We start from the raw sequence: 21,057 nt of genomic DNA on the forward strand, positions 1-21,057 counted from the left end.
TGAGGCGAAGTATAGGGTCTGACGCCTGCCCGGTGCCGGAAGGTTAAGAGGAGAGGTGCAAGCCTTGAATTGAAGCCCCGGTAAACGGCGGCCGTAACTATAACGGTCCTAAGGTAGCGAAATTCCTTGTCGGGTAAGTTCCGACCTGCACGAATGGCGTAACGACTTCCCCGCTGTCTCCAACATGGGCTCGGCGAAATTGAATTCCCCGTGAAGATGCGGGGTACCCGCAGTTAGACGGAAAGACCCCGTGCACCTTTACTACAACTTTGCAGTGGCATTAGAGAATGGATGTGTAGGATAGGCGGGAGCCTTTGAAGCCGGGGCGCTAGCTCTGGTGGAGGCAACCTTGAAATACCGCCCTTTTGTTCTTTGATGTCTAACCGAGGTCTGTCATCCAGATCCGGGACCCTGCATGGTGGGTAGTTTGACTGGGGCGGTCGCCTCCCAAAGAGTAACGGAGGCGCGCGATGGTGGGCTCAGGCCGGTCGGAAATCGGCTGCTGAGTGCAATGGCACAAGCCCGCCTGACTGCGAGACTGACAAGTCGAGCAGGGACGAAAGTCGGCCATAGTGATCCGGTGGTTCCGCGTGAGTGGGCCATCGCTCAACGGATAAAAGGTACGCCGGGGATAACAGGCTGATACCACCCAAGCGTCCACAGCGACGGTGGTGTTTGGCACCTCGATGTCGACTCATCACATCCTGGGGCTGGAGCAGGTCCCAAGGGTTCGGCTGTTCGCCGATTAAAGTGGTACGTGAGTTGGGTTCAAAACGTCGTGAGACAGTTTGGTCCCTATCTGCTGTGGGTGTTCGAGACTTGAGAGGAGCCGTCCTTAGTACGAGAGGACCGGGATGGACTTACCTCTGGTGTACCGGTTGTGACGCCAGTCGCAGCGCCGGGTAGCTATGTAGTGAAGGGATAAACGCTGAAAGCATCTAAGCGTGAAACCCGCCTCAAAACTAGGTCTCGCTGAGAGTCGTGGTAGACCACCACGTTGATAGGCCGCATGTGCAAGTGCAGTGATGCATTCAGCTTAGCGGTACTAATAGCTCGATCGGCTTGATTTCATTCGTTCCGTGCAGCGGTCGACATCCGCTGCACGGCCTTGTGCACAGACTTAAAGACCTCACACCTTTGCATTCCGACGATCCGGTGGCTCTAGCGAGAGGTGTACACCCGATCCCATTCCGAACTCGGACGTGAAAACTCTCAGCGCCAATGGTACTGTGTCTCAAGGCACGGGAGAGTAGGTCGCTGCCGGATCTTCCGAATGCAAAGGGCATTATTCCGATACAACGATCACTGCACGCGCTGGATTTGACGCGGGGTGGAGCAGCCCGGTAGCTCGTCAGGCTCATAACCTGAAGGTCGTAGGTTCAAATCCTGCCCCCGCAACCAATTACGAAAAGCCGTTCTCGAAAGAGGACGGCTTTTGTGCGTTTGGGCCCCCAGCGATCGAACTAGGTGCGATCAAGTCCTGCGCCGGGCTGACCGCCGACTTTCCTTTCGCGTGCACTGACCTCCAGCAAATGCCAACGTCTTCCCGCGCACAGGATCGGGGAGAGGTTTTGCTTCGCGTTTTTCTTTTGGGGCTCGTCGCCGTCATTGCCTGGGGCGGGCCAGCGATCGCACGTGAACCTGGTAATGGCGCCGGGAATGGTGGCGGCATACTCCGCGCCGCCTGGGTGGCAACCGGGACCGGACTCATCAACCCGACGGCGGGTTTCGATGGCGTCGACAGCCCCGTAGACCTTCAGATTCTCCAGGAAGCGGCGCGGGCCGCTCACCTCGGCATCGTGATCCTGCCGATGGGACGGGCGGCCGCCGAAGCTGCGGTCACCGAAGGCGCGGTCGATCTCGTTTTTCCCACCGCGCAGGCTCGCGGGACCGTCTCAGCTCCCTATCGGCTGGAGCGGGACGTGCTTTTGTGCGCACGCGGCCTGCCCGATCTCGCTCGGCAGGGGCTCGGCGCGCTCGAGGAAGCCTATGGCCGCGGCTCGCGAATTGGATTCGTTCGGGAGGCGCCCTATCGCGGAGACATCACGACGATCGTGACCAACGGCGCGGCCGCCGGCCGGACCTCCTACTTCGGCGATGCGAGCCAGGCGCTCGGCGCGGTCGTCGCCGGTGCTGTGGATTGCCTGGTCGCTCCCCGGCTGGCCATCCTGTCTGCTCTCGGCGCGATGCCGGGGACCGAATCGTTCGTCGCCCGAAAGGCCGTCGAGCTGGGAACGACCGAGCTTCGCCTGCGCTTTGCCGACGACGTGCCGCCGGCCACGATCGCGGCACTCGACACCGCCCTGACCACGCTTCGCAAGGACGGCACGGTCGCGGCGTTGGAAGAACGGGCCGGCCGGCCGGTCCTGCTTCGGTTCGCCGTCGCGACGTGGTGGTTCTCGCTTCTCGATGTGGTCGGAACGATCGCCTTTGCCCTCTCCGGAGTCCTGATCGCCCGCGCCGAGCGTTTTTCCTTCCTCGGCGCCTTCGTGCTCGCCGGCCTGCCGGCGGTTGGCGGCGGCGTGGTCCGGGATCTCCTGCTTGGCCGCAGCCCGATCGGCATCCTCGCCAACCCGCAGCCGCTTTTCCTGATTTTCGGCACCGTCATCGTCGCGTACCTGGCCATGGCAGCGGCGCAAAAGATCGGAGCTGAATCGTCGGGGCGCATGCGCGCCGTGACGAAGGCTCTTCCGCCGCGGCTCGTCCTCGAAATCACGGATGCCGCTGGCCTTGCGGCCTTCGCCGTCATCGGCGTCGTCGTGGCGGTTCGCACCGGCGCCGAGCCGCTCTGGCTGTGGGGCCCGCTGGCCGCCGGGCTCGGCGGCGCCGGCGGCGGCATCCTGCGCGACCTGCTGCGGAGCGGCTATGAAAATCCTGCGTTGCGCACCTCGTTCTACGCCGAGGTCTGTGTTTTGTGGGGCGCGTTGTTCACACTGGCCATCATCCACTTCCTGCGGGAGGACGAGCCGGCGCTGGTTCGCATCGCCGTCGGCATCGCCGTTCTCGGCGGATTCGCGACGCGAATGGCCGTCGTCGCCTACGGAATCCGCAGTCCGCGCTTCTGATATGCTGCCAGCAAGATGATCGAGCTCTTCCTGCTCCTGCTCGGAACGCCTGCCGTGCGGCGGCGCTGGTGGCTCATCGCGATTCTCGGCGCCGCCTGGACCGGGCTCGGCCTATTCTTCTTCGCCAACGCGATGATCGACGAATTCCGGATGCAGCCGGCATACTTCGCCATTCCGCTGGTGATCGACGGGACCTTCTCCCTCATCGCCGGCCTGGCCAGTACCGCGGGCGTGCGGCTGCTGCGTCTCGGCAAATCGGCCGTGCTGATCGTGCTGGCTTTCGTGATCTGGTTCTACCCGTTCCACAGCGGCATGGCGGTCGGCTTCCTGGCCGGCACGTTCCTGGTTGCCGATGCGGCCTGGCGCGCGACAAGCGCCTACGTGGTTCGTTATGGCAAATGGCGGCGCTCCTGTTTCTATGCCGTGATCGAATTCGTGTTCGGTTTCTGGTCGTTCATCCCCTGGCCGACCAACTGGCAGGGCGAGATCGGCGCGGATGTCGGCATGGTGATCTTTGTTTCAGGCATCGGGCTCTGCGCCTTGGCCCGTCGCCTGCGCCGCCTGCCACCCGACAAGTCGATCGCGGGATTGCTCAATCGCGGCTGGCCCGTCGATCCGGCGAAGGATGCGCCGTCGAGCAGCCGGCCGCCCTTTCAGCCGGCGAGCTCTTCGCCCGTGACGGTTCACGTCTGGACCCCGACGGGCAAACTGGTCCCGATCAACCGGGGGCTCAGCCGCTATGTCGCGGCCTTCGACGGCAAGGGGACCGTGTCCACGGGGCATGCGGCCCTCGAGACATCGGGCGTCTACATCAGCCATTATCCGGCGGTCGAGATCGACCGCTCGGCTGCCGACTTCCGCCGGATGTTGCAGGCGAGCCCCGACAACGACATGGCCGGTCGTTTTCTGCCGGGATATGCAGAAGAGATCGCTGATTGGTCTCCGTCGAGTGTCCAAGTCCGATTGACCGGACTGAACACCGAGGCGCTGGCCGACTTCTGGGACGCCTACCGCCGCGACAGCACCTACAACCTGACCAGCAGGAACTGCTCGAGCGCGGTTGCCCACGCGCTCGACGCGGCCCTCGAAGGCATCTTCGCCGAGCCCGGACAGTCGCTCTACTTCAAGGCAAGGCTGTTCCTCGCGCCCGAACTCTGGATTGCCGGTTTCATGCGCTATCGCGCGGCGGCCATGGCATGGACGCCCGGCCTGGTGCTGGACTATGCGCGCGCGCTCTCACTGGTGATCGCCCTCCCGAAACGCCTGGGCAGGAACGAGATCCGGACTCCCGCGGCGCAATGAACGCACCGGAACACGCCTCGCCGAGGCACCTGACCCTGTCGCGGCTCGCCATCATTGCGACGGCGGCGATCTTCGGCCTGACCTACAGTTTGATCGCCGCGCTATTGGCCATGGATCTGGCGCGGCGCGGCTTCGACGAGACGTTCATCGGCGCTACGGCGGCCATGCACGCGGTGGGCGTGCTCGCGATGGCGGTCTTGCTGCCGCATCTGGTGGCCGCGGTCGGCATGCGCCGGGCAGTCGTCGGCGCGCTCGGCGCGGCGGCGGTCCTGATGCTTTCGTTCCCCGCGATACCGATCGTCTGGCTCTGGTTTCCGTTGCGCATCCTGCTGGGCGCGGCCTCCGAAGTCCTGTTCGTGCTTTCGGAGACCTGGCTCAACGCGTTGACGCCCGATAAATCGCGAGCGCGCATGATGGGCGCCTATACCGCCGCGCTCTCCTCCGGCTTTGCGCTTGGACCGACGATCCTGTCAGTCACCGGCGCGGAAGGCTTCCTGCCCTACGCGATCGGCTCGGGACTGGCGATCGCGGCGGCCCTGTTCGTCCTGTTTCCCGGGATCGACGTACCGGCCTTCGAGAAGCCCGCGCACGCGAATCCATTGCGCTATCTGCGCCTCGCGCCGCTCGCCATGGCCGCGACCGCGTTGAACGCCGCCGTCGAGACGGCGGGTCTCACCTTTCTGGCCCTGTATGCGATCGACCGGGGCTGGGAGGAGGGGCAGGCGGTCCAGCTCATCTCCTGCATGATGCTGGGGGCGATCGTGCTTCAATTGCCGATCGGCTGGGTCGGAGACCGGATAGACCGGCGCCGGCTGGTGATCGTGCTCGCAGGCCTGAGCGCCGCGACCGCCCTGGCCTGGCCATGGGCGATACAACACACCTGGATGATCTTCCCCTTGTTGTTCGTGTGGGGCGGCCTGTTCGTCGGGATCTACACGATCATGCTGGCGATCATCGGAAGCCGGTATTCGGGAAGCAATCTCGTGGGCGTCTACGCGGCGATGGGAGTCGTCTGGGGCGGTGGCGCGCTACTTGGGCCCGCATTGGCGGGTGTGGCCCAGCAGGCGATGACGCATGGGCTGGTCTATTTCGTGGCGCTGGCGTGTGCCTTGTTCATGTTTTTCGCCCTCGCGCGTAAGCAGCCGGAATAGCCTTCGGCATTTCCCATCTCGATTTCCCGGTAGCCCGACCCGTTCTCTTCCGCTAACCGGGACACCATGGAACGGTTCTCGACGAACGATATTCCCGCGCGCGACCGGCTGGCCGTCATCAACGAGGTCGTCGCCCGCCACATCGCCGGCCGGCATTTCACGCCCCTGGCCGATAGCGAGCTCGAAGTCGAGATCGAGGCCTTCGCGCTGCCAGATCGGTTGACCGTGGGCGCGGCCCGGTACTCGCCGATGGTCGGCACGCGGGCTGGCGACATGCTGGACGACGGCCGCGAGGATTACCTGCTCACGCTTCATACGAGCGAACACGAAGTGTCGGTCGATGGCGGTCCGCCGATCCGCGTCGCGGCAGGCGAGATGATGCTGGTCAGCGATGCCGTGCGTTCACGCTGTTTCCTGCCGGAGACGGTGGTGAAGGTCCTGTCGCTCAGCCGGCAGCGGCTGCGCGAACTGGCGCCGCGGATCGATCTCGAGGCCTTCCACCGCGCGCCCGTCACGGCGCCCGGCCTGGCACTGGTAGCGGGCTATGCCGATCTCCTGCGCGCCCATCCGCCCGGCGCCGACCGGGAGAGCCAGCTCGCGTCCGCGCATCTCTACGATCTCGTGGCGCTGCTGCTCGACGGTCTCGTCCAGGGAGGTGCCGCGCGCAATCCCTCCGGCATTCGCGCCGCCCGCCTGGAACTCGCCCGCAGGGACATCCACAACGGTTTGGCGGATCCCGACTTCGACATCGCCGAAGCCGCGCGTCGTCAGGGCGTCACGCCGCGCTACATCCAGCAGCTTTTTGCCGGGGCGGGCACCTCCTTCTCGGAAGTGCTGCGCGAAAGCCGGCTCGACCTCGCGTTCCGCCGGCTCGACGAGGGGCAGCAGCGTCGCCGCAGCATCTCCCAGGTCGCCTTCGACACCGGATTCTCCGATCTTTCGACCTTCAACCGCGCATTCCGGCGTCGTTTCGGGCGAACACCGTCCGATGTCCGGGCGGATGCCCTGGCCAGATCGGCCCGCTGAAGGTTTTTCTGCAGGTTGGTTCGCGATCCGCATAGGCGCTTCGCTCCTCGCCAAGACGAGGCAGCCGGCCGGACCTAAGACACGCCGCTCCTGAGACCATCGAGGAGCGAGCGCATGAGGGAGTCTTTGGTCACCGGTTTCCGGCGGATGCTGGCTCTTCTTCCGGTGGTGCTCATCGCGGCCTGCACGCAGACCGCGCCGCCGCCGCCGATCGCGCCGGCCCAGCGCGCCCAACTGAACGATGTCGCCGCTTCGGCGGACTCGCCCGAAGGATTGAAGGAGGCGCTCGCGGGCATCGACGCGCACGAGAAGCGTCGCGACTGCCAGCAGAATGTCGCCCGGGTCGCTGCCGACATGCAGGCGCGGGGCGTCGTCACCCAGGCTGCGGGCATGGCAGGCGGCATGGGCGGAATAGCCGGCCGGAAGGCCGCCAAGGCCGTCGGCGTGGTCCAGGGAAAGATCGTGCAGGCTCAAGTTCGCCAGTTGCCCGATTGCAACCCGCCGGCCGGACAGGCGCCTCCCTCTTCGGAACAAAACGAAATCACCAACACGGAGCACAACCGATGATCGCTTCAGTCTTTCCACGCGCTCTCACCACCATCGCCATCCTTGGCCTCGTCTGCGGTTGCATGACCGACGACAGCGGCCGGCCCACCAACCAGGCGACGGGAACGGTCGTCGGCGCGACCGTCGGTAGTGTCGTCGGCGGCCTCGCTTTCGGCTCCTGGGGCGGTGCGCTCGGCGGGGCGATCGTGGGCGGCCTGGCAGGCAATCTCGTCGGCCGCGCACTCGACGACCAGGAGCGGCGACGCCTCGCCGAAGCGACGCAGCGCGCCTATGCGTCGGACAGCGACGAGCCGGTCGTCTACACCGTCGAGCCGGTCAAGACCTCCTCGGGTGAGGCCGCCGCCGCGCCGCCCACTACCGTCTCCGCCAAGCCGGTGGGGCCAAGGGCGAGCCGTGCCGACGGCAGCACCTGCCGGCCGCTCGAGCTGACGGCGACCAAGAACGGCCAGACGACGCGCGAGACGACCACCTTCTGCCAGTCGCCCGGCTCGACCGAGCTCAAGCCGGTCTCGGTCTGACGTCCGCTCTGCGCTCGGTCGCGGCATCGGCCGCGGTGGCGGCGACCGGGGTTGCCGCTGGCGTGCGGGCGCATGTTGCGTCACATTCCGCGCGACATGCGCGCCATCATCATCGGAGCCGGCCGTGGCAGCCGGCTCATGCCGACCACCGAAGACGCCCCCAAATGCTTTGCCGAGATTCAGGGAAAGCGCATCCTCGACTGGACCGTCGAGGCGCTGAAGGGCGGCGGCTGTACCGAGATCGTGTTCATCGGCGGCTACCGCATCGAGTCGGTGCAGCGCGAGTATCCGGACTTCATCTTCCGCGAGAACAAGGACTGGCCCAACAACAACATCCTCGTGTCGCTGATGTGCGCCGAGGACCTGATGGACCAGCCGTTCGTCACCAGCTACTCCGACATCCTCTTCACGAAGGACGTCGTGCGCGGTCTGGTCGACTCGAAGGACGAGCTGGCGCTGGGCATCGATACCGAATGGCGCGAGCACTACAAGCCGCGCACCCAGCATCCGCCGCACGACGCGGAGAAGGTGATCACGCGGGGCGACAAGGTCGAGAGGGTCTATCGCACCATCCCCTACGAGGATGCGACCGGCGAGTTCATCGGCGTGGCCAAGTTTGGCGCCAGGGGCGCCACTCAGTTCCGTGACTTCTATCACCGCCGCAAGGCGGAGTTCTGGGACAAGCCCTATCGCGAAGCCGCGATCTTCCAGAAGGCGTACCTGATCCACATGTTCCAGGACATGATCGAGCAGGGCGCCTCGTTCGGTCATGCCGATACGCCCGGCAACTATCGCGAGATCGATACGCAGGAAGACATGAATCTCGCCCAGACTCTTTGGAAGCCGTGAGCCGATGACCAACCTTCCACTGTTTCCCGCCTCCATCGTCGGGTCGATTCCGCGCCCCCTGGTCGTGCGCGAGCTGATTGAGAAGCCGGACTGGGACGATACCGACCGCCACACGATGGATTCGGCGATCCGCTTCGTCGTGGCGCTGCAGGAACGCGCTGGCCTCGATGTCGTGAACGACGGCGAATGGCGCCGCCGCTCCTATATCGGCGTGATCGCCGAACTGGCGCACGGCTTCACGCTCGAGATCAACCCGGCCGACGGAAGGCCGTGGACCGTGGTGACGGAGAAGCTCACGCCGAAACCCGCGGGCTTCATCGCGGCCGAAGCGAAGTTCGTGAAAGAGATCGCGAAGGTCGCGACCAAGATCACCTTGCCGGCGCCGGCCCTGCTGGGCGAGCGGCTGTGGGACAAGGTCCGTTCGGCCAAGGCCTATCCCAACCGCGACGACTTCGTGCGCGACTGCGTGGCGCCGCTCAGAGCCGAGATCGCGCTGCTGCAGGACATGGGCGTGGAGATGGTGCAGATCGACGATCCGCATCTCTGCCTGTTCGTCGATCCCGATGTTCGCAAGAGCTACGACGATCCAGATCGTGCCGCCGACTTCGCCGTCGACATGATCAACGAGACGGTGAACGGCTTCGACGGCATCAAGTTCGCCGTGCACCTGTGCCGTCGCGCCGGCGCGCGCGTGCGTGGCGAGAAGCATCATGCCGGCACCTACGGGCCGATCCTCAGCCAACTCAACAAGCTGAAGGTCCAGCACCTCACGATGGAGTTCACGGCGGCCGGTGCCGACGATCTCGAAAGCCTGTCGCGCCTGCGCGAGGATTTCGAACTGGGCCTCGGCGTCGTCGACGTGACGCCCGGTGCGCCGGAAGCCGCGGCGCTGATCGTGTCGCGCGTCGAGCGCGCGCTGACGCGCATCGACAAGAAGCGCATCACGCTCAATCCCGATTGCGGCTTCGCGCCAGGCTCGGCCGCCAAGGTCGACACCGACGAGGTCTATCTCAAGTTGAAGGCCGAAGCCGAAGCGGCGCGGACGCTGCGCGCGAAGTACGCCTAGTCTTGCGGACCGCGGGCCTCCAGGCCCGCTCATGAATGCGGGCCTGGAGGCCCGCGGTCCATAAAACTACCGACAGATCACCGGGATCATCGACTTGGTGAAGGCCCGCAATTCTGTTGCCGGCACGCCGAGACGCGCGCGGATGCCGGTGGCGGTCATGATGGCGCCGGCCATGCTGGCGCGCTCCGCGGGTGAGGGGACGGGCTTCAGGTCGCTGTTGATGAAGCCGCGCTCGAAGGCCTTCTCGAAGCTTGCCAGGATCTGGTTGGCCGTCGCGCCGATCTCGGGATGGCTGAGCGATTCGACGGTCGCGGTGCCGACGACGATGCAGCCCGGACGGTTCGGCGGCTTGGTGTAGATGTCGATCGCACCCTTGTAGAGGCGGCCCAGCCGCTGCTCGATCGGTTCCGGCCCCGACAGCACTGCGTCCATCGCCTCGACACTCTTCTCGCCGATATGGCGCAGCATGCTGATGTAGAGCTGTTCCTTATCGCCGAAGGCAGCATAGAGGCTCGGCCGGTTGAGGCCGGCGGCGGCGCACAGTTCGTCGAGCGAGGCGGCCGCGAATCCCTTGGCGATGAACACATCGCGCACGCGCTCCAATACCTCGCTGGTAATAAATCCGCGCGGACGGCCGCGCGGACGCGCTTCTTTTTCTATTTTTGTACCGTTTCGCATAATTATCCTTGACGGAAGCCGCCGCCCGTATTTCTGTACCACTTCGTACATAAATACGAAAGCAGCCCACTATGAGCAATCTCAGCCATTTACGCCGCGACCTGTTCCCGGTCGACCCCTTCTGCGAGGACCCGACCTGCCAGTCCGTCTCGGTGCCGCGGCTGCCGTGGCATCGCCGGCTGCTCGCCAGGATCGGCCTGTGGCGCGAGCGCGCCCGGGTGCGCCGTGCGCTGGGCGAGGTCGATGCCCGCAGCCTGCGCGATGCCGGCGTCGCCCCCTCGCAAGCCGAGTTCGAAGCAAACCAGCCGTTCTGGCGGCGGCCGGGATCGCTTCGCTGACCGTTCGACCAAACCGTTCAACCAAGGAGAGCTGAGATGGAATTGTTTGCTTCCCCCATGGCCTGTTCGCTGGCCTCACATATCGCGGTGATCGAGGCCGGCCTGCCCGTAAAAATCCGCTTCGTCGAGAACAAGAAAACCGACGATGGCGGCGATTTCTTCGCCGTGTCGCCCTACGGCTACGTGCCGGCACTGCGGCTCGACGACGGCAGGATCCTGAACGAGGGCGCGTCAGTGCTGCAGTACCTGGCTGACCGCAAGCCCGAAGCCGGCCTTGCGCCGGCCTGGGGCAGCGCCGAGCGCTATCAGCTCATCGACACGCTGCACTATCTCGGCACCGAAGTGCACAAGCGCGTCTTCTACAACATCTTCTCGACCACGGTGCCGGCCGAGACGAAGGCGGCGGCGATGGCCGAGCTCGCGCCGACGCTTGCGGCGATCGCCAAGCGCCTCGGCGATCGCGAAACTCTGGTCGGCGACAGCTTCACCGTTGCCGATGCCTACCTGCTCACCTTGCTCAACTGGGCGGTGTTCCTGAAGGCCGACCTCGCCAAGTGGCCGGCCTTGCAGGCCTATCACGCTAGGCATCTGAAGCGTCCGTCGGTTGTCCGTGCGATGGGTGTGGAGATGGAAGAGCGCAAGCGCCGCGCGGCCTGATCCGGAAAGAGAGGCGGGCGGCTTCGGCCGCCCGTTTCATTTCGCCTGTTTTAGATTGCGTCTAGTAATTGATTGCCTTCGTGGTAGATGTTCCGTCATCGGAGGATATCGACCATGCGCATCGTCACTGCCGCTGCCCTTCTGTGGCTCTCGTTCACCGGCGCCGCCTCGGCCCACGCCCTCTGGCTCGAGCCCGATGCGGCCGGCTACCAGCTCTATTTCGGCGAGTTCGGCGAGAACCTGCGCGAAGGCTCGCCCGGCCTGCTCGATCGCTTCGAGCCCCTGCCGGCCGCCAAGGCATTTGGCGCCTCGGGCGATCCCGCCCTCAAGGTCGAGAAGAAACCGACCTCGTTCCAGTTCACCGGCACGCCGGACGGCGCCAACAGCGTCGTGGCCGAGCAAGCGAGGGTCACGGAGCGCAAGCAGAACGACAAGGTCATCCGTACCCTGGGCCGGTTCACGGCGCGCTACATCACCGACTTCAGCGAACGCAAGCCGATCGTCCCGCTCGACATCGTGCCGACCGGCAAGCCCGGCCACTTCAAGGTGTTCTACGACGGCAAGCCGCTGCCCAAGGCGAAGGCCGAGGTCGTGACCGAGTTCGGCTGGACCAAGGAATTCAAGACCGACGAGGCCGGCGCCTTCGACGTCGAACTGCCGTGGAAGGGCACCTACCTGGTCGAGGTCGCGCTGGTCGACAACACGCCGGGCACGCACGGCACCGCAGCCTATGACGGCATGCGCCTCGTCACGACGCTCACCTTCAAGGTGGCCGACGGCCTCGCGGCGCCCGCGCGTCCGCCGGTCGTCACGCCGAAGCGCTAGACGCTCACCCCGTCTTCTTGTTGAGAACGCCGAAGCGATCCTTCGGCGACTTCTCGCGGGCGGCGGCGCCGTAGGTGCCCATCTCGATACGGTGCGGGATGGTGAGCATGTAGTTCTTGAAGGCGTTCTCCATCGCCTGCCGCCAGCCCTGCGCATCCTGCGTTTCGTTGACCGACGCCTTGGCAAGCTTCAGCGCGTAGGGATCGCGCTCGGCGATGCGCTGTGCCAGCGCCATCGTTTCCTCTTCGAGCTTTTCGCGCGACACGACACGGTTCACGAGGCCGGCCTTCTCGGCGTCGGCGGCGCTGATGAAGTCGCCGGTGAAGAGATATTCCTTCGTCTTGCGCGGACCGAAGTCCCACGGCATCGAGAAATACTGTACATGGCTGCCGCCCCACTTCACGGCGCGGTCGGCGAACTGGGCGTCTTCGCTCGCAATGATGATGTCGCAGGCCGAGGCGATCATCATGCCGCCCATGATGCAGTAGCCCTGGACCTGCGCGATGGTGGGCTTGGGCAGGTCGCGCCAGCGCATCGTGTTCTCGAAGAAGCGCTCCCACAGGCGGCGATATTCGCCCTTGAAGCCGGGTTCGAGCGGGGTCTTCTTCTGGTCCTCCATCTCCTGCGGGCTGCCGAGATCGTGGCCGGCCGAGAAATGCTTGCCGGCGCCGGCCAGGATGATGACCCGCACGTCCTTGTCGTCGACTGCCTCAGCGAAGGCGTCGTCGAGTTCCTTCAGCAGGATGCGGCTCTGCGCGTTCAGCGATTCCGGCCGGTTGGTCGTGATCTTGAGCACCGGTCCGATGCGGTCGATGAGAAGCGTCGAGTAAGTCATGCGGCTACCTGTACGGGGTGACGGAGTTCGGGCGCGAGACCTGCGCCCATCAGGTCGATGAAATTGTCACAATAGAAGCGCTGCTTCTGCGCCTCCGTGGTGCCGGCCTTCTCCATCGACGCCTCGAAGCGCTTGATGGGATGGCGACCGCCCTCGACATGCGGGTAGTCGGAGGAGAAGAGGCAGACCTCGTCGCCGGTGTTGGCGATGATCCAGCCCGCATCCTCGTGCGGATAGGGCGTGACCCGGACCTGGCGCTGCACGAACTCGCTGGGCTTCAGCGACATCTTCTGCAGCCGCTCTTCGTTGCGATAGAAGGCGTTGTGTGCGCTGTCCATGTTGCGCATCCAGCCCGGCACCCACGACGCGCCCTGTTCGATCACACCGAACTTCAGCGCCGGGAAACGGTCGAGCACGCGGTCGACGACCAGCGCCGTCAGCGCCTTCATCGGCGGATAGGCGATGGCCATGTAGTCGATCGACTTGAAATTGTCGTCGCCGCCATGGAAGTCGGGCACCGGCGGCAGGCCGTTGTTGAACCAGGCGTCCTCCAGCAGCTTGCCGCCACCGCCGACATGGAAAACGATCGGCAGCCCTGCTTCCTGCGCGATGGCCCAGAGCGGATCGAAGCCGATATGGCTCGGCGAATGGCCATCGGGGCAGCGCGACGGGATCATCAATGCCTTGGCGCCGAGCTCGATCGCCTCGCGCGCGGCCTTCTCGGTGCGCTCGAAATCGACCAGCGGCACGTAGCCGGTCGGCAGCAGGCGGCTGTCGACCGAGCAGAACTCGACCATGTGCCGCGTATGGGCACGCGCCACGGCATAGGTCAGCTCGACGTCGCGTCCGCCTTCCAGCACCGAGGAATAATTGAGCAGCGCCGTGGTGAACATGAGCTGGCTGGCGAAGCCCAGCAGGTCGATGGAGCGGGGGCGATCCTGCTGGTTCGACGAGCCCAGCGCCTCCCAGTTCTTGCGCAGCATGATCTGCGCTTCATCGAAATCCTGCGCCGGTTCGGCTTTCAGGCGTGTGCTGTGGAAGCCTTCGTGGCGGGGAAACAGAACCTGGTCACTGACCGTCGCGCGATGCCTTGCCTCCAGATGGTCCTCCAGGAAACCGGGCACTTCCATGATGTGCGCATCGGCGTCGTGAATGACGCGGCCGCTGGCGTAGGGCATGGTTTCCTCTCCAGTTTCCTTGTCGTTTTGGGCGAGCTTAACATGAGCCAGGACATTTCCCACGCAGTGCAGGCCCTTCTCGAGGCGCGCCGCAGCGGCCAACAAGTGGCGCCGCCATTTGCCCTGAAAGATCGCGCTGCGGTCTATGCCGTCCAGGACGGCGTGGCCGCGGCCACCGGGCCCGTCAGTGGCTGGAAGGTCGGCGCGCGCACGCCGACCGCGGACCCCAATCCCGCACCGCTGCTCAAGGGCGCGCTCGTGCCGTCGCCCGCACGTTTCGACGGCAAGGCGATGCACATGATCGGCGTCGAGGTCGAGATCTCGTTCCACATCGTGCGCGACATCGCCTCGCGCGCCGCACCGGTCGAGCGCGACGAAGCGCTGGCCGCGGTGGGCGATGCCTTCGTCGGCATGGAGATCGTCGACACGCGCCTCGCCGATTTCAAGAACGCCGATCCTGACTGGCTGCTGGCCGACAACCAGATGAACCATGCGCTGGTGGTGGGCGATTCGATCAACGGCTGGAAGACGCTCGACTGGCCGAAGCTTCAGGTCAGCCTCGTGGTCGACGGAAAGACGATCGTCGACCAGCAAGGGGGCCTCGGCGCCGTCGATCCGGTGCGGCCGCTCGTCTGGATGATCGACCACGCGGTGCGTCATCGCGGCGGCATCCGGGCAGGGCAGGCGATCACGACGGGCTCCTGGACCGGCCTGCGTTACTTCCCGCCGGGTTCGCACGCGCGTGGCGAGTTCACGGGATTGGGGGCAGTGGAGGCGAGTTTCTAGCCCCCTGTCATCCTGAGTGCAGCGAAGGATCTCACGCTAGCCCAGGAGTCCGTTGGTCGCTCCGTCAGGTCCTTCGCTGCGCTCAGGACGACAATAGGGATGCTTCGGCCTGAACCGTAACAACGGTCAGGTCCCGCGCGGCAGTGTCCGCCGCATGACAACCCTCGCTTCTCCCGCGCCTTTCTTCGGCCGTCGCGTCGTCGCGGCCGCTTTCGTGCTCGCCACCTTCGGATGGGGCCTCGGTTTCTATGGGCCGCCGGTCTATCTCCAGTCGGTGCGCGAGGCGCGGGACTGGTCGGTGGTGCTGGTCTCGTCCGCCGTTACCCTGCATTTCCTGGTGGGCGCGGTCGTCGTGGCCAACCTGCCGGCGCTCTATCGCCGCTTCGGCCTGGCGACGGTCACAAAAATAGGTGCCGTATTGCTGGCGCTCGGCATCGTCGGCTGGGCGGTGGCACGCGAGCCGTGGCAACTCCTGCTGGCGGCGTTCCTGAGCGGCGCCGGCTGGGTGGCGATGGGGGCAGCGGCGGTCAACGCGATCGTGGCGCCGTGGTACGTCGTGCGCCGCCCCGCAGCGCTGTCGATGGCCTACAACGGCGCCAGCATCGGCGGTGTCGTGTTCTCGCCGCTCTGGGTTGCGGCCATTGCGGCCTTCGGTTTTCCCGTCGCCGCTGCGGTCATCGGCGCGATCATGGTGGCCACGATCTGGTTCCTCGCCGACAGCGTCTTCTCGCACACGCCCCAGTCGGTGGGCCAGATGCCGGACGGCGAGATCCTGACGCCAGCCGCCAGTGCGGCCGCGCCCGCCGAGCGCAGCCTGCCTGGCGCGATGCTGTGGCGCGACGTCCGGTTCCTCACCCTAGCGGCGGCGATGGCGCTTGGCCTGTTCGCGCAGATCGGCCTGATCGCCCATCTCTTCTCGCTGCTGGTGCCGGTGTTCGGCGGACCGGCGGCCGGCATCCTGATGGGGCTGGCGACGGCGGCGGCCATCGCGGGCCGCACCCTGGTCGGCTGGCTGATGCCGGCCGGCAGCGACCGCCGGCTGGTCGCGTGCGCCAGCCATGTCGTGCAGATCGCGGGATCGCTGGCGCTGCTGTTCGCGGGCGGCGCCGACACGGTGCTGCTGGTGGCGGGCGTGCTGCTGTTCGGCGCGGGCATCGGCAATACGACGTCGCTGCCGCCGCTGATCGCGCAGGTCGAGTTCAACAAGGCCGACGTTCAGCGCGTCGTGCCGTTGATCGTGGCGATCGGTCAGGGAACCTATGCGTTCGCGCCGGCCGTGTTCGGATGGCTGCGGACGCTGTCACCAGCGGAAGGGATGCTGGTGTTCGTCGCGGCCGCCCTGGTCCAGGCGGCCGCGATCGCACTCTTCCTCGTGGGAAGAAAATCCTAGGTCTTAGTAGTACCAACCGGGGTACGGGTAGCCGCCCCAGGGGCCCCAATCCCAGTCGTTCATCGCGTTCATGTCGGCCGTCATCTGCTGCTCGTCCGCCAGGTTCTTCTGGAAGACGTTGTTGCGATAGACGCCGTAGGCCGCCGCGTTGCCGACATAGATGCACACGCATACCGTCGGGTCCGGATAGACGTAGAACACCTGGCCGTTCTTGATCTCACGCGAGAACTTGTGCGGCGGCAGGGTCTTGAACGCCTGCTGACGCTGCGGCGTATTCGCGGGCACGAACTTGAAGCCCGCCGCCACCATCATGTCTTCCTTGTTCGCGATCACCTGCTGCGGGTTCTGGCAGGCGGCGACGGCAGCGCCCATTCCAAGAACCAGTGAAAGAGTGGCAATCCGCTTCATCAACTTCCTCCGTATCATCCTATGTCAGGCGCCTGACCATTTGGGTGCCCGCTTCTCCAGGAAGGCCGCCATGCCCTCGCGGAAATCGGCGCTACCGTAAGCCAGTCTGACGAGATCGTCGATGTTCTCGTCGCCCAGACGGGCCTGCAACCGGCGCAGCGCCTCCTTGGTGACCTGCATCGTGATCGGGGCATGGCCGGCGACGGTATTGGCCAGTTCCTCAGCCCGGGCCAGAAGGGACGCCTGGTCGGGCAGCAGCTCGCTCACCAGGCCGCAGGCCAGCGCCGACGGCGCGTCCATCAGCTTGGCCAGCAGGACCATTTCCTTGACCCGTTGGGTCCCGATCAGGGCGACCAGCCGGGCGTAGTTGGCCATCGACAGGCAGTTGCCCAGGGTCCGGGCGATCGGGAAGCCGAACTGGGCGGTGGCCGAGGCGATCCTGAGGTCGCAGACCGCTGCGATCGCCGCACCTCCGCCCGTGCAGAAGCCGTGGACGGCGGCGATGGTCGGCACGGTGCAGCGCTCGATTGCACCTACGATGCGATCCATTTTCTGCTCGTAGGCGATCCCGTCGTCGCCGCCCTCGAAGCTCTTGAACTGGGCGATGTCGGTGCCGGCCGCGAAGGCCTTGTCGCCGCCGCCGGTGATCACCAGGGCGCGGACCTCGCGGGTCGTGTCGATGCGGCCGCAGATCTCGGCCAGTCCTTCGTACATCGCAAAGGTGAGGGCATTGCGCGCCTTGGGCCGGTTGAACGTCACCCAGCCGATCTCGCCGCGCTTCTCGAAAAGCAGTTCTTCGGTCATTTGATCCGGTTTGTTGTGTTTGTGCGCTGCGGCATCATCGTCTATGTCGCCTTGGGCCGCAAACGGGCATAGGCAAGGCATCATGGCGCTGAACCGGCTTCTAAAAGGCTTCGCGGACTTCCGCGTCGGCTATTACCAGGAGCATCTCGATCTGTTCGAGAAGCTCGCGACCGAGGGCCAATCGCCCAAGATCCTGATCATCGGATGCTCCGACGCCCGCGTCGATCCGGGCATCCTGACCCAGACGAAACCCGGCGACATCTTCACGGTGCGCAACGTGGCGGCCATGGTGCCGCCGGCGCAGTATCCGCCCGACGATCGCCAGCACGGCACGTCGGCGGCCATCGAGTTCGCGGTGCGCGGCCTCGGCGTCGAGCACATCGTCGTGCTGGGCCATGCGCTGTGCGGCGGCATCGGCGCGCTGGTCGACGGCAGCACCGGCGCCTACGCGCACTACGACTATCTCTCGACCTGGACCGCCGTCGCGCAGCACACGCGCGACCTCGTCGTCGAGGAATTGAAAGGCCGTTCGCGCGACGAGGTCACGCGCGCCGTCGAGCAGGCCGCCGTCGTGAACAGCGTGAACAACCTGATGGGCTATCCCTGGATCGAGGAGCGGGTGAAGGCCGGCACGCTGACCCTGCATGCCTGGTGGTTCAACCTGACGAAGGGCCAGCTCTACGCCTTCAATCCCAAGACCCAGCTTTTTGCGCCGGTCCTCGGCGTCGAACTCGACATCGCCATTACTGCCCGCACGCCGCTTTCGGCGTTGAAGCCGGAAGCCTTCGTCGCGGCGCTGGCCGGCAAGAAGCCGGCGTTCTGACGGCCCTTGGCCGTCATCCCGAGCTTTTGCGAGGGATCTTCCCCTTCCGGCCTCCCCCGCCGGGCGGGGGAGGTGGAAGAGGCAATGAGTACTAGGCCGACAGCGACTTGATCGCGGCGTCGACGCCGCCCGGGACGAACGGCACGCCCGAGGCCTTCATGGCGAGCTCGGTCGTGGCGAGGCAGCCCAGCAGCATCGGCTCGTTGAGGTCGCCCATGTGGCCGATGCGGAACATCTTGCCCATCATCTTGCCGAGGCCACCGCCCAGCGACAGGTTGAAGCGATCGATCGCGGCCTTGCGCATCGGGTCGGAGCTCATGCCCTCGGGCATGGTGACGGCGGTCACCGAGTTCGAGAGCCGCTCCTCGTTCTGGCAGAAGAGCTGCGGGCCCTTGCCGTCGGAGCCCCACACGCGCACCGCGGCGCGCGTCGCCTCGGCCAGGCGCGCATGGCGCTGGAACACGGCGTCGAGGCCTTCTTCCTCGAGCATCTTCAGCGATTCCTGCAGGCCGAAGAACATGTGCACCGGCGCGGTGCCGACGAACTTCTGCGGCGCGCGGCCGGTCATCATCTCCCAGCTCCAGTAGTGACGCGGCGTCTTGGACTTGCGCGACACTTCCAGCGCCTTGTTGCTGACGCCGGTCATCGACATGCCGGTGGGCAGCATCAGGCCCTTCTGGCTGCCGCCGACGGTGAGGTCGATGCCCCAGGCGTCCATCTTGTATTCCATGCTGGCGAGCGAGGAGATCGTGTCGCTGAGCAGCAGGGCGGGGTGCTTGGCCTCGTCGATGGCGCGGCGGACCTGATCGATCGGCAGGACCATGCCGGTCGCGGTCTCGTTGTGGACGGTCAGCACCGCCTTGATCTTGTGTTCCTTGTCGGCGGCGAGGCGCTCGGCGATCTTGGAAACGTCGGCGCCCATGCGCTGGTCGGCGGGGATCGTCTCGACCTTGATGTCGAGATGGTTCGCCATCTCGGTCCAGCTCTCGGAGAAGTAGCCGGTCTCGACCATCAGCACCGTTTCACCCGGTGAGAACAGGTTGGCGAGGGCGGCTTCCCAGGCGCCGTGGCCGGTCGAGGAATACATGAACAGGTTCTGGTCGGTCTTCAGCACGCGCTTCACGCCGTTGTGGCAGGCGTGATGGATGGCGACGAACTCTTCCGACATGAAATCGATTACGGGCCGGTCCATGGCGCGCAGGACGCGGTCGGGAATGTTGGTCGGGCCGGGATTATTGAAGAATTGGCGGCCACGGGGCTTGGCGTTCACGGCGTTCCTCCGGTTTTGGTGGCCGGACTTTGGCGCGAGGCCCTTGGCGAAACAAGCGAGACAAGCGATGCTCAGCCATTAGCTGGGTTGAGGGCAAGTATGACCGTGCAAGAGAAAGATTCATCGGCAACGAACTCCGCCGTCGTCGCCGACTACAAGGCGAAGACCGGCAAATCGGCGGCTCTGTTCGAGCGCGCCCACAAGGTGCTGCCGAGCGGCATCACCCATGATGCGCGTTACCTCGACCCCTATTCGATCCATGTTTCGCGCGCGGTGGGACCGCGCAAGTGGGATGTCGACGGCAACGAATATGTCGACTACTTCGGCGGCCATGGCGCCATGCTGCTCGGCCATTCGCATCCCGCCATTGTCGAGGCGGTGAAGCGGCAGATCGAACTCGGCACGCATTACGGTTCCAGCCACGAGCTGGAGGTGCGCTGGGCGGAACTGGTGTGTGAGCTGACGCCCTGCGCCGAGCGGGTGCGTTTCACCGCGTCGGGCACCGAGGCCTCGCACATGGCGATCCGTCTCGCGCGCGCCCACACGGGCAAGGACAAGATCGTCCGTTTCCTCGGCCACTTCCACGGCTGGCACGACAATGTGACGGCGGGCGCCGGTGCGACCTATGACGGCGGCACGACGCCGGGCGTACCGCAGGAAGTGAGCTCGCTCTCGATCGTGATGCCGCAAAACGATGTCGCGGCCGTCGTGAAGCTGATCGAGGAGCGCGACGATATCGCCGCCGTGATGTTCGAGCCGTCGGGCGCCTCGTGGGGCCAGGCACCGCTGCCGCCGGGCTTCGTCAAGGCGGTGCGCGACGCCACGGCCAAGAAGGGCGTCGTCATGTTGATGGACGAGGTCATCACCGGCTATCGCTGGTCCTCGGGTGGCGCGCAGAAGGCGCTGGGCATCACGCCCGACCTCTGCATCCAGGCCAAGATCGTGGCCGGCGGCCTGCCGGGCGGCGCGGTTTCGGGCAAGCGCGAGATCATGGACCGCATCGACCATGCCGCGACCGCGGCCCGCAAGATCGAGCGCATCCTCCATCCCGGCACCTTCAACGCCAACCCGCTGTCGGCGGCCGCCGCCGTCACCGCGCTGTCGATGGTGCGCGACGAGGGCCTGGCCGAGAAGGCCAACAAGACCGCCGCCGAACTGCGCGCGGCGCTGACCGAGGTGCTGGTGCAGGAAGGCGTGCCGTGGGGCATCTACGGCCAGAGCTCGACCTTCCTGATCTATCCGAACCCGTTCGGCGACCCGATCGATCCCGCGACCTTCGATCCGCTGAAGGTTCCGATCGAGAAGCTCAAGGGCGCGCGCGGCGCCGGCCCGCTCACCGGCAAGATCCGCATGGGCCTGATGACCCACGGCGTCGACGTCATGGGCGCCCCCGGCGGCTTCGTCTCCGCCACGCACGGCGGTGCCGAGATCGAGAAGACGGTCCATGCGCTCCGCCAGACCGTCCGTGCGCTGAAGGCCGAACGCGAAGTGAAGGTGGCGTAACCGCCTTTTTCTCCCTCT

The 21,057-nt window shown here is 65.7% G+C and carries 21 protein-coding genes, 1 tRNA gene and 2 rRNA genes (1 of these 24 running past the window's edge); 18 read left to right on the plus strand and 6 right to left on the minus strand.

Going from position 1 to position 21,057, the window contains the following annotated elements; all coding sequences use genetic code 11:
* The 11 genes from AC1RP5_RS07830 to AC1RP5_RS07880 form a co-directional block, all read left to right on the plus strand.
* A 23S ribosomal RNA gene (locus AC1RP5_RS07830) occupies positions 1 to 1,070 on the plus strand (it extends 1,660 nt beyond the left edge of the window).
* 81 nt (positions 1,071 to 1,151) lie between these two features.
* Positions 1,152 to 1,266: ribosomal RNA gene (gene rrf / locus AC1RP5_RS07835) — 5S ribosomal RNA — on the plus strand.
* Positions 1,267 to 1,324: 58 nt separating this feature from the next.
* A tRNA-Met gene (locus AC1RP5_RS07840) sits at positions 1,325 to 1,401 on the plus strand.
* 170 nt (positions 1,402 to 1,571) lie between these two features.
* Positions 1,572 to 3,065, plus strand: coding sequence for a TRIC cation channel family protein (locus AC1RP5_RS07845; RefSeq protein ID WP_493110063.1), 1,494 nt, complete (start codon positions 1,572 to 1,574; stop codon positions 3,063 to 3,065).
* A gap of 15 nt (positions 3,066 to 3,080) precedes the next feature.
* Positions 3,081 to 4,367: an HdeD family acid-resistance protein gene (locus AC1RP5_RS07850; protein WP_493110064.1), complete on the plus strand. Its 1,287-nt coding sequence runs from the start codon at positions 3,081 to 3,083 to the stop codon at positions 4,365 to 4,367.
* The gene (locus tag AC1RP5_RS07855) at positions 4,364 to 5,518 is read left to right on the plus strand and encodes an MFS transporter (RefSeq protein ID WP_493110065.1); all 1,155 of its coding nucleotides are present in this window, start codon (positions 4,364 to 4,366) and stop codon (positions 5,516 to 5,518) included. The genes AC1RP5_RS07850 and AC1RP5_RS07855 overlap by 4 nt, the downstream gene beginning before the upstream one ends.
* A 66-nt stretch (positions 5,519 to 5,584) precedes the next feature.
* Positions 5,585 to 6,544, plus strand: a complete 960-nt coding sequence (locus AC1RP5_RS07860; protein ID WP_493110066.1) for a helix-turn-helix transcriptional regulator — start codon at positions 5,585 to 5,587, stop codon at positions 6,542 to 6,544.
* 126 nt (positions 6,545 to 6,670) lie between these two features.
* Complete coding sequence (locus tag AC1RP5_RS07865) at positions 6,671 to 7,111, plus strand: hypothetical protein (protein WP_493110067.1); 441 nt, start codon at positions 6,671 to 6,673, stop codon at positions 7,109 to 7,111.
* Entirely contained in the window at positions 7,108 to 7,629 is a 522-nt protein-coding gene (locus tag AC1RP5_RS07870; protein ID WP_493110069.1) for a glycine zipper domain-containing protein, read from the plus strand. The genes AC1RP5_RS07865 and AC1RP5_RS07870 overlap by 4 nt, the downstream gene beginning before the upstream one ends.
* A gap of 72 nt (positions 7,630 to 7,701) precedes the next feature.
* A complete protein-coding gene (locus tag AC1RP5_RS07875; RefSeq protein ID WP_493110070.1) occupies positions 7,702 to 8,478 on the plus strand; it encodes a phosphocholine cytidylyltransferase family protein in 777 nt (258 codons plus the stop codon).
* Between the two features lie 4 nt (positions 8,479 to 8,482).
* The gene (locus AC1RP5_RS07880; RefSeq protein WP_493110071.1) at positions 8,483 to 9,544 is read left to right on the plus strand and encodes a hypothetical protein; all 1,062 of its coding nucleotides are present in this window, start codon (positions 8,483 to 8,485) and stop codon (positions 9,542 to 9,544) included.
* A gap of 66 nt (positions 9,545 to 9,610) precedes the next feature.
* Here AC1RP5_RS07880 and AC1RP5_RS07885 read toward each other — a convergent pair whose 3' ends face one another.
* Positions 9,611 to 10,138 carry a TetR/AcrR family transcriptional regulator gene (locus tag AC1RP5_RS07885; protein WP_493110072.1) on the minus strand — a complete coding sequence of 176 codons (528 nt, stop codon included), beginning with the start codon at positions 10,136 to 10,138 and terminating at the stop codon, positions 9,611 to 9,613.
* A gap of 155 nt (positions 10,139 to 10,293) precedes the next feature.
* Between AC1RP5_RS07885 and AC1RP5_RS07890 the strand changes: the two genes are divergently transcribed.
* From AC1RP5_RS07890 to AC1RP5_RS07900, 3 genes are all read left to right on the plus strand, one after another.
* Positions 10,294 to 10,560 carry a DUF1127 domain-containing protein gene (locus AC1RP5_RS07890; RefSeq protein ID WP_493110073.1) on the plus strand — a complete coding sequence of 89 codons (267 nt, stop codon included), beginning with the start codon at positions 10,294 to 10,296 and terminating at the stop codon, positions 10,558 to 10,560.
* 36 nt (positions 10,561 to 10,596) lie between these two features.
* Complete coding sequence (locus tag AC1RP5_RS07895) at positions 10,597 to 11,217, plus strand: glutathione binding-like protein (RefSeq protein WP_493110075.1); 621 nt, start codon at positions 10,597 to 10,599, stop codon at positions 11,215 to 11,217.
* Between the two features lie 114 nt (positions 11,218 to 11,331).
* Entirely contained in the window at positions 11,332 to 12,042 is a 711-nt protein-coding gene (locus AC1RP5_RS07900; RefSeq protein ID WP_493110076.1) for a DUF4198 domain-containing protein, read from the plus strand.
* 4 nt (positions 12,043 to 12,046) lie between these two features.
* On the opposite strand, the gene AC1RP5_RS07905 is transcribed toward AC1RP5_RS07900, so the two are convergent.
* Both AC1RP5_RS07905 and AC1RP5_RS07910 read right to left on the minus strand, forming a co-directional pair.
* Positions 12,047 to 12,877: an enoyl-CoA hydratase gene (locus tag AC1RP5_RS07905; protein ID WP_493110077.1), complete on the minus strand. Its 831-nt coding sequence runs from the start codon at positions 12,875 to 12,877 to the stop codon at positions 12,047 to 12,049.
* On the minus strand, positions 12,874 to 14,055 hold the full coding sequence (locus AC1RP5_RS07910; RefSeq protein WP_493110078.1) for an amidohydrolase family protein: 1,182 nt from the start codon (positions 14,053 to 14,055) through the stop codon (positions 12,874 to 12,876). The genes AC1RP5_RS07905 and AC1RP5_RS07910 overlap by 4 nt, the downstream gene beginning before the upstream one ends.
* Before the next feature lie 42 nt (positions 14,056 to 14,097).
* On the opposite strand from AC1RP5_RS07910, the gene AC1RP5_RS07915 reads away from it, so the two are divergent.
* Positions 14,098 to 14,841, plus strand: a complete 744-nt coding sequence (locus AC1RP5_RS07915) for a 2-keto-4-pentenoate hydratase (protein ID WP_493110079.1) — start codon at positions 14,098 to 14,100, stop codon at positions 14,839 to 14,841.
* Positions 14,842 to 14,995: 154 nt separating this feature from the next.
* Positions 14,996 to 16,231: an MFS transporter gene (locus AC1RP5_RS07920; RefSeq protein WP_493110080.1), complete on the plus strand. Its 1,236-nt coding sequence runs from the start codon at positions 14,996 to 14,998 to the stop codon at positions 16,229 to 16,231.
* Between the two features lie 3 nt (positions 16,232 to 16,234).
* Here the strand turns inward: AC1RP5_RS07920 and AC1RP5_RS07925 are convergent, their stop codons facing one another.
* Together AC1RP5_RS07925 and AC1RP5_RS07930 are read right to left on the minus strand one after the other, a co-directional pair.
* Positions 16,235 to 16,639, minus strand: a complete 405-nt coding sequence (locus AC1RP5_RS07925; protein ID WP_493110081.1) for a hypothetical protein — start codon at positions 16,637 to 16,639, stop codon at positions 16,235 to 16,237.
* A gap of 24 nt (positions 16,640 to 16,663) precedes the next feature.
* The gene (locus AC1RP5_RS07930) at positions 16,664 to 17,443 is read right to left on the minus strand and encodes an enoyl-CoA hydratase/isomerase family protein (RefSeq protein WP_493110082.1); all 780 of its coding nucleotides are present in this window, start codon (positions 17,441 to 17,443) and stop codon (positions 16,664 to 16,666) included.
* Between the two features lie 82 nt (positions 17,444 to 17,525).
* Between AC1RP5_RS07930 and AC1RP5_RS07935 the strand changes: the two genes are divergently transcribed.
* Positions 17,526 to 18,266, plus strand: a complete 741-nt coding sequence (locus AC1RP5_RS07935; RefSeq protein ID WP_493110083.1) for a carbonic anhydrase — start codon at positions 17,526 to 17,528, stop codon at positions 18,264 to 18,266.
* A gap of 91 nt (positions 18,267 to 18,357) precedes the next feature.
* On the opposite strand, the gene AC1RP5_RS07940 is transcribed toward AC1RP5_RS07935, so the two are convergent.
* Complete coding sequence (locus tag AC1RP5_RS07940) at positions 18,358 to 19,536, minus strand: pyridoxal-phosphate-dependent aminotransferase family protein (RefSeq protein WP_493110084.1); 1,179 nt, start codon at positions 19,534 to 19,536, stop codon at positions 18,358 to 18,360.
* Positions 19,537 to 19,635: 99 nt separating this feature from the next.
* Between AC1RP5_RS07940 and AC1RP5_RS07945 the strand changes: the two genes are divergently transcribed.
* Entirely contained in the window at positions 19,636 to 21,039 is a 1,404-nt protein-coding gene (locus tag AC1RP5_RS07945; RefSeq protein WP_493110085.1) for an aspartate aminotransferase family protein, read from the plus strand.
* The last annotated feature ends 18 nt before the right edge of the window (positions 21,040 to 21,057 follow it).

This window comes from Reyranella sp. GW821-FHT12G01 (assembly GCF_058806575.1).

Bases quoted from the DNA above. Each gene is read 5' to 3' on its own strand.
- AC1RP5_RS07880 (WP_493110071.1), top strand. From the start codon at position 8,483: ATGACCAACCTTCCACTGTTTCCCGCCTCCATCGTCGGGTCGATTCCG.
- AC1RP5_RS07905 (WP_493110077.1), bottom strand. From the start codon at position 12,877: ATGACTTACTCGACGCTTCTCATCGACCGCATCGGACCGGTGCTCAAG.
- AC1RP5_RS07915 (WP_493110079.1), top strand. From the start codon at position 14,098: ATGAGCCAGGACATTTCCCACGCAGTGCAGGCCCTTCTCGAGGCGCGC.
- AC1RP5_RS07890 (WP_493110073.1), top strand. From the start codon at position 10,294: ATGAGCAATCTCAGCCATTTACGCCGCGACCTGTTCCCGGTCGACCCC.
- AC1RP5_RS07855 (WP_493110065.1), top strand. From the start codon at position 4,364: ATGAACGCACCGGAACACGCCTCGCCGAGGCACCTGACCCTGTCGCGG.
- AC1RP5_RS07920 (WP_493110080.1), top strand. From the start codon at position 14,996: ATGACAACCCTCGCTTCTCCCGCGCCTTTCTTCGGCCGTCGCGTCGTC.
- AC1RP5_RS07945 (WP_493110085.1), top strand. From the start codon at position 19,636: ATGACCGTGCAAGAGAAAGATTCATCGGCAACGAACTCCGCCGTCGTC.
- AC1RP5_RS07870 (WP_493110069.1), top strand. From the start codon at position 7,108: ATGATCGCTTCAGTCTTTCCACGCGCTCTCACCACCATCGCCATCCTT.
- AC1RP5_RS07925 (WP_493110081.1), bottom strand. From the start codon at position 16,639: ATGAAGCGGATTGCCACTCTTTCACTGGTTCTTGGAATGGGCGCTGCC.
- AC1RP5_RS07850 (WP_493110064.1), top strand. From the start codon at position 3,081: ATGATCGAGCTCTTCCTGCTCCTGCTCGGAACGCCTGCCGTGCGGCGG.
- AC1RP5_RS07895 (WP_493110075.1), top strand. From the start codon at position 10,597: ATGGAATTGTTTGCTTCCCCCATGGCCTGTTCGCTGGCCTCACATATC.
- AC1RP5_RS07860 (WP_493110066.1), top strand. From the start codon at position 5,585: ATGGAACGGTTCTCGACGAACGATATTCCCGCGCGCGACCGGCTGGCC.
- AC1RP5_RS07930 (WP_493110082.1), bottom strand. From the start codon at position 17,443: ATGACCGAAGAACTGCTTTTCGAGAAGCGCGGCGAGATCGGCTGGGTG.
- AC1RP5_RS07910 (WP_493110078.1), bottom strand. From the start codon at position 14,055: ATGCCCTACGCCAGCGGCCGCGTCATTCACGACGCCGATGCGCACATC.
- AC1RP5_RS07875 (WP_493110070.1), top strand. From the start codon at position 7,702: ATGTTGCGTCACATTCCGCGCGACATGCGCGCCATCATCATCGGAGCC.
- AC1RP5_RS07935 (WP_493110083.1), top strand. From the start codon at position 17,526: ATGGCGCTGAACCGGCTTCTAAAAGGCTTCGCGGACTTCCGCGTCGGC.
- AC1RP5_RS07900 (WP_493110076.1), top strand. From the start codon at position 11,332: ATGCGCATCGTCACTGCCGCTGCCCTTCTGTGGCTCTCGTTCACCGGC.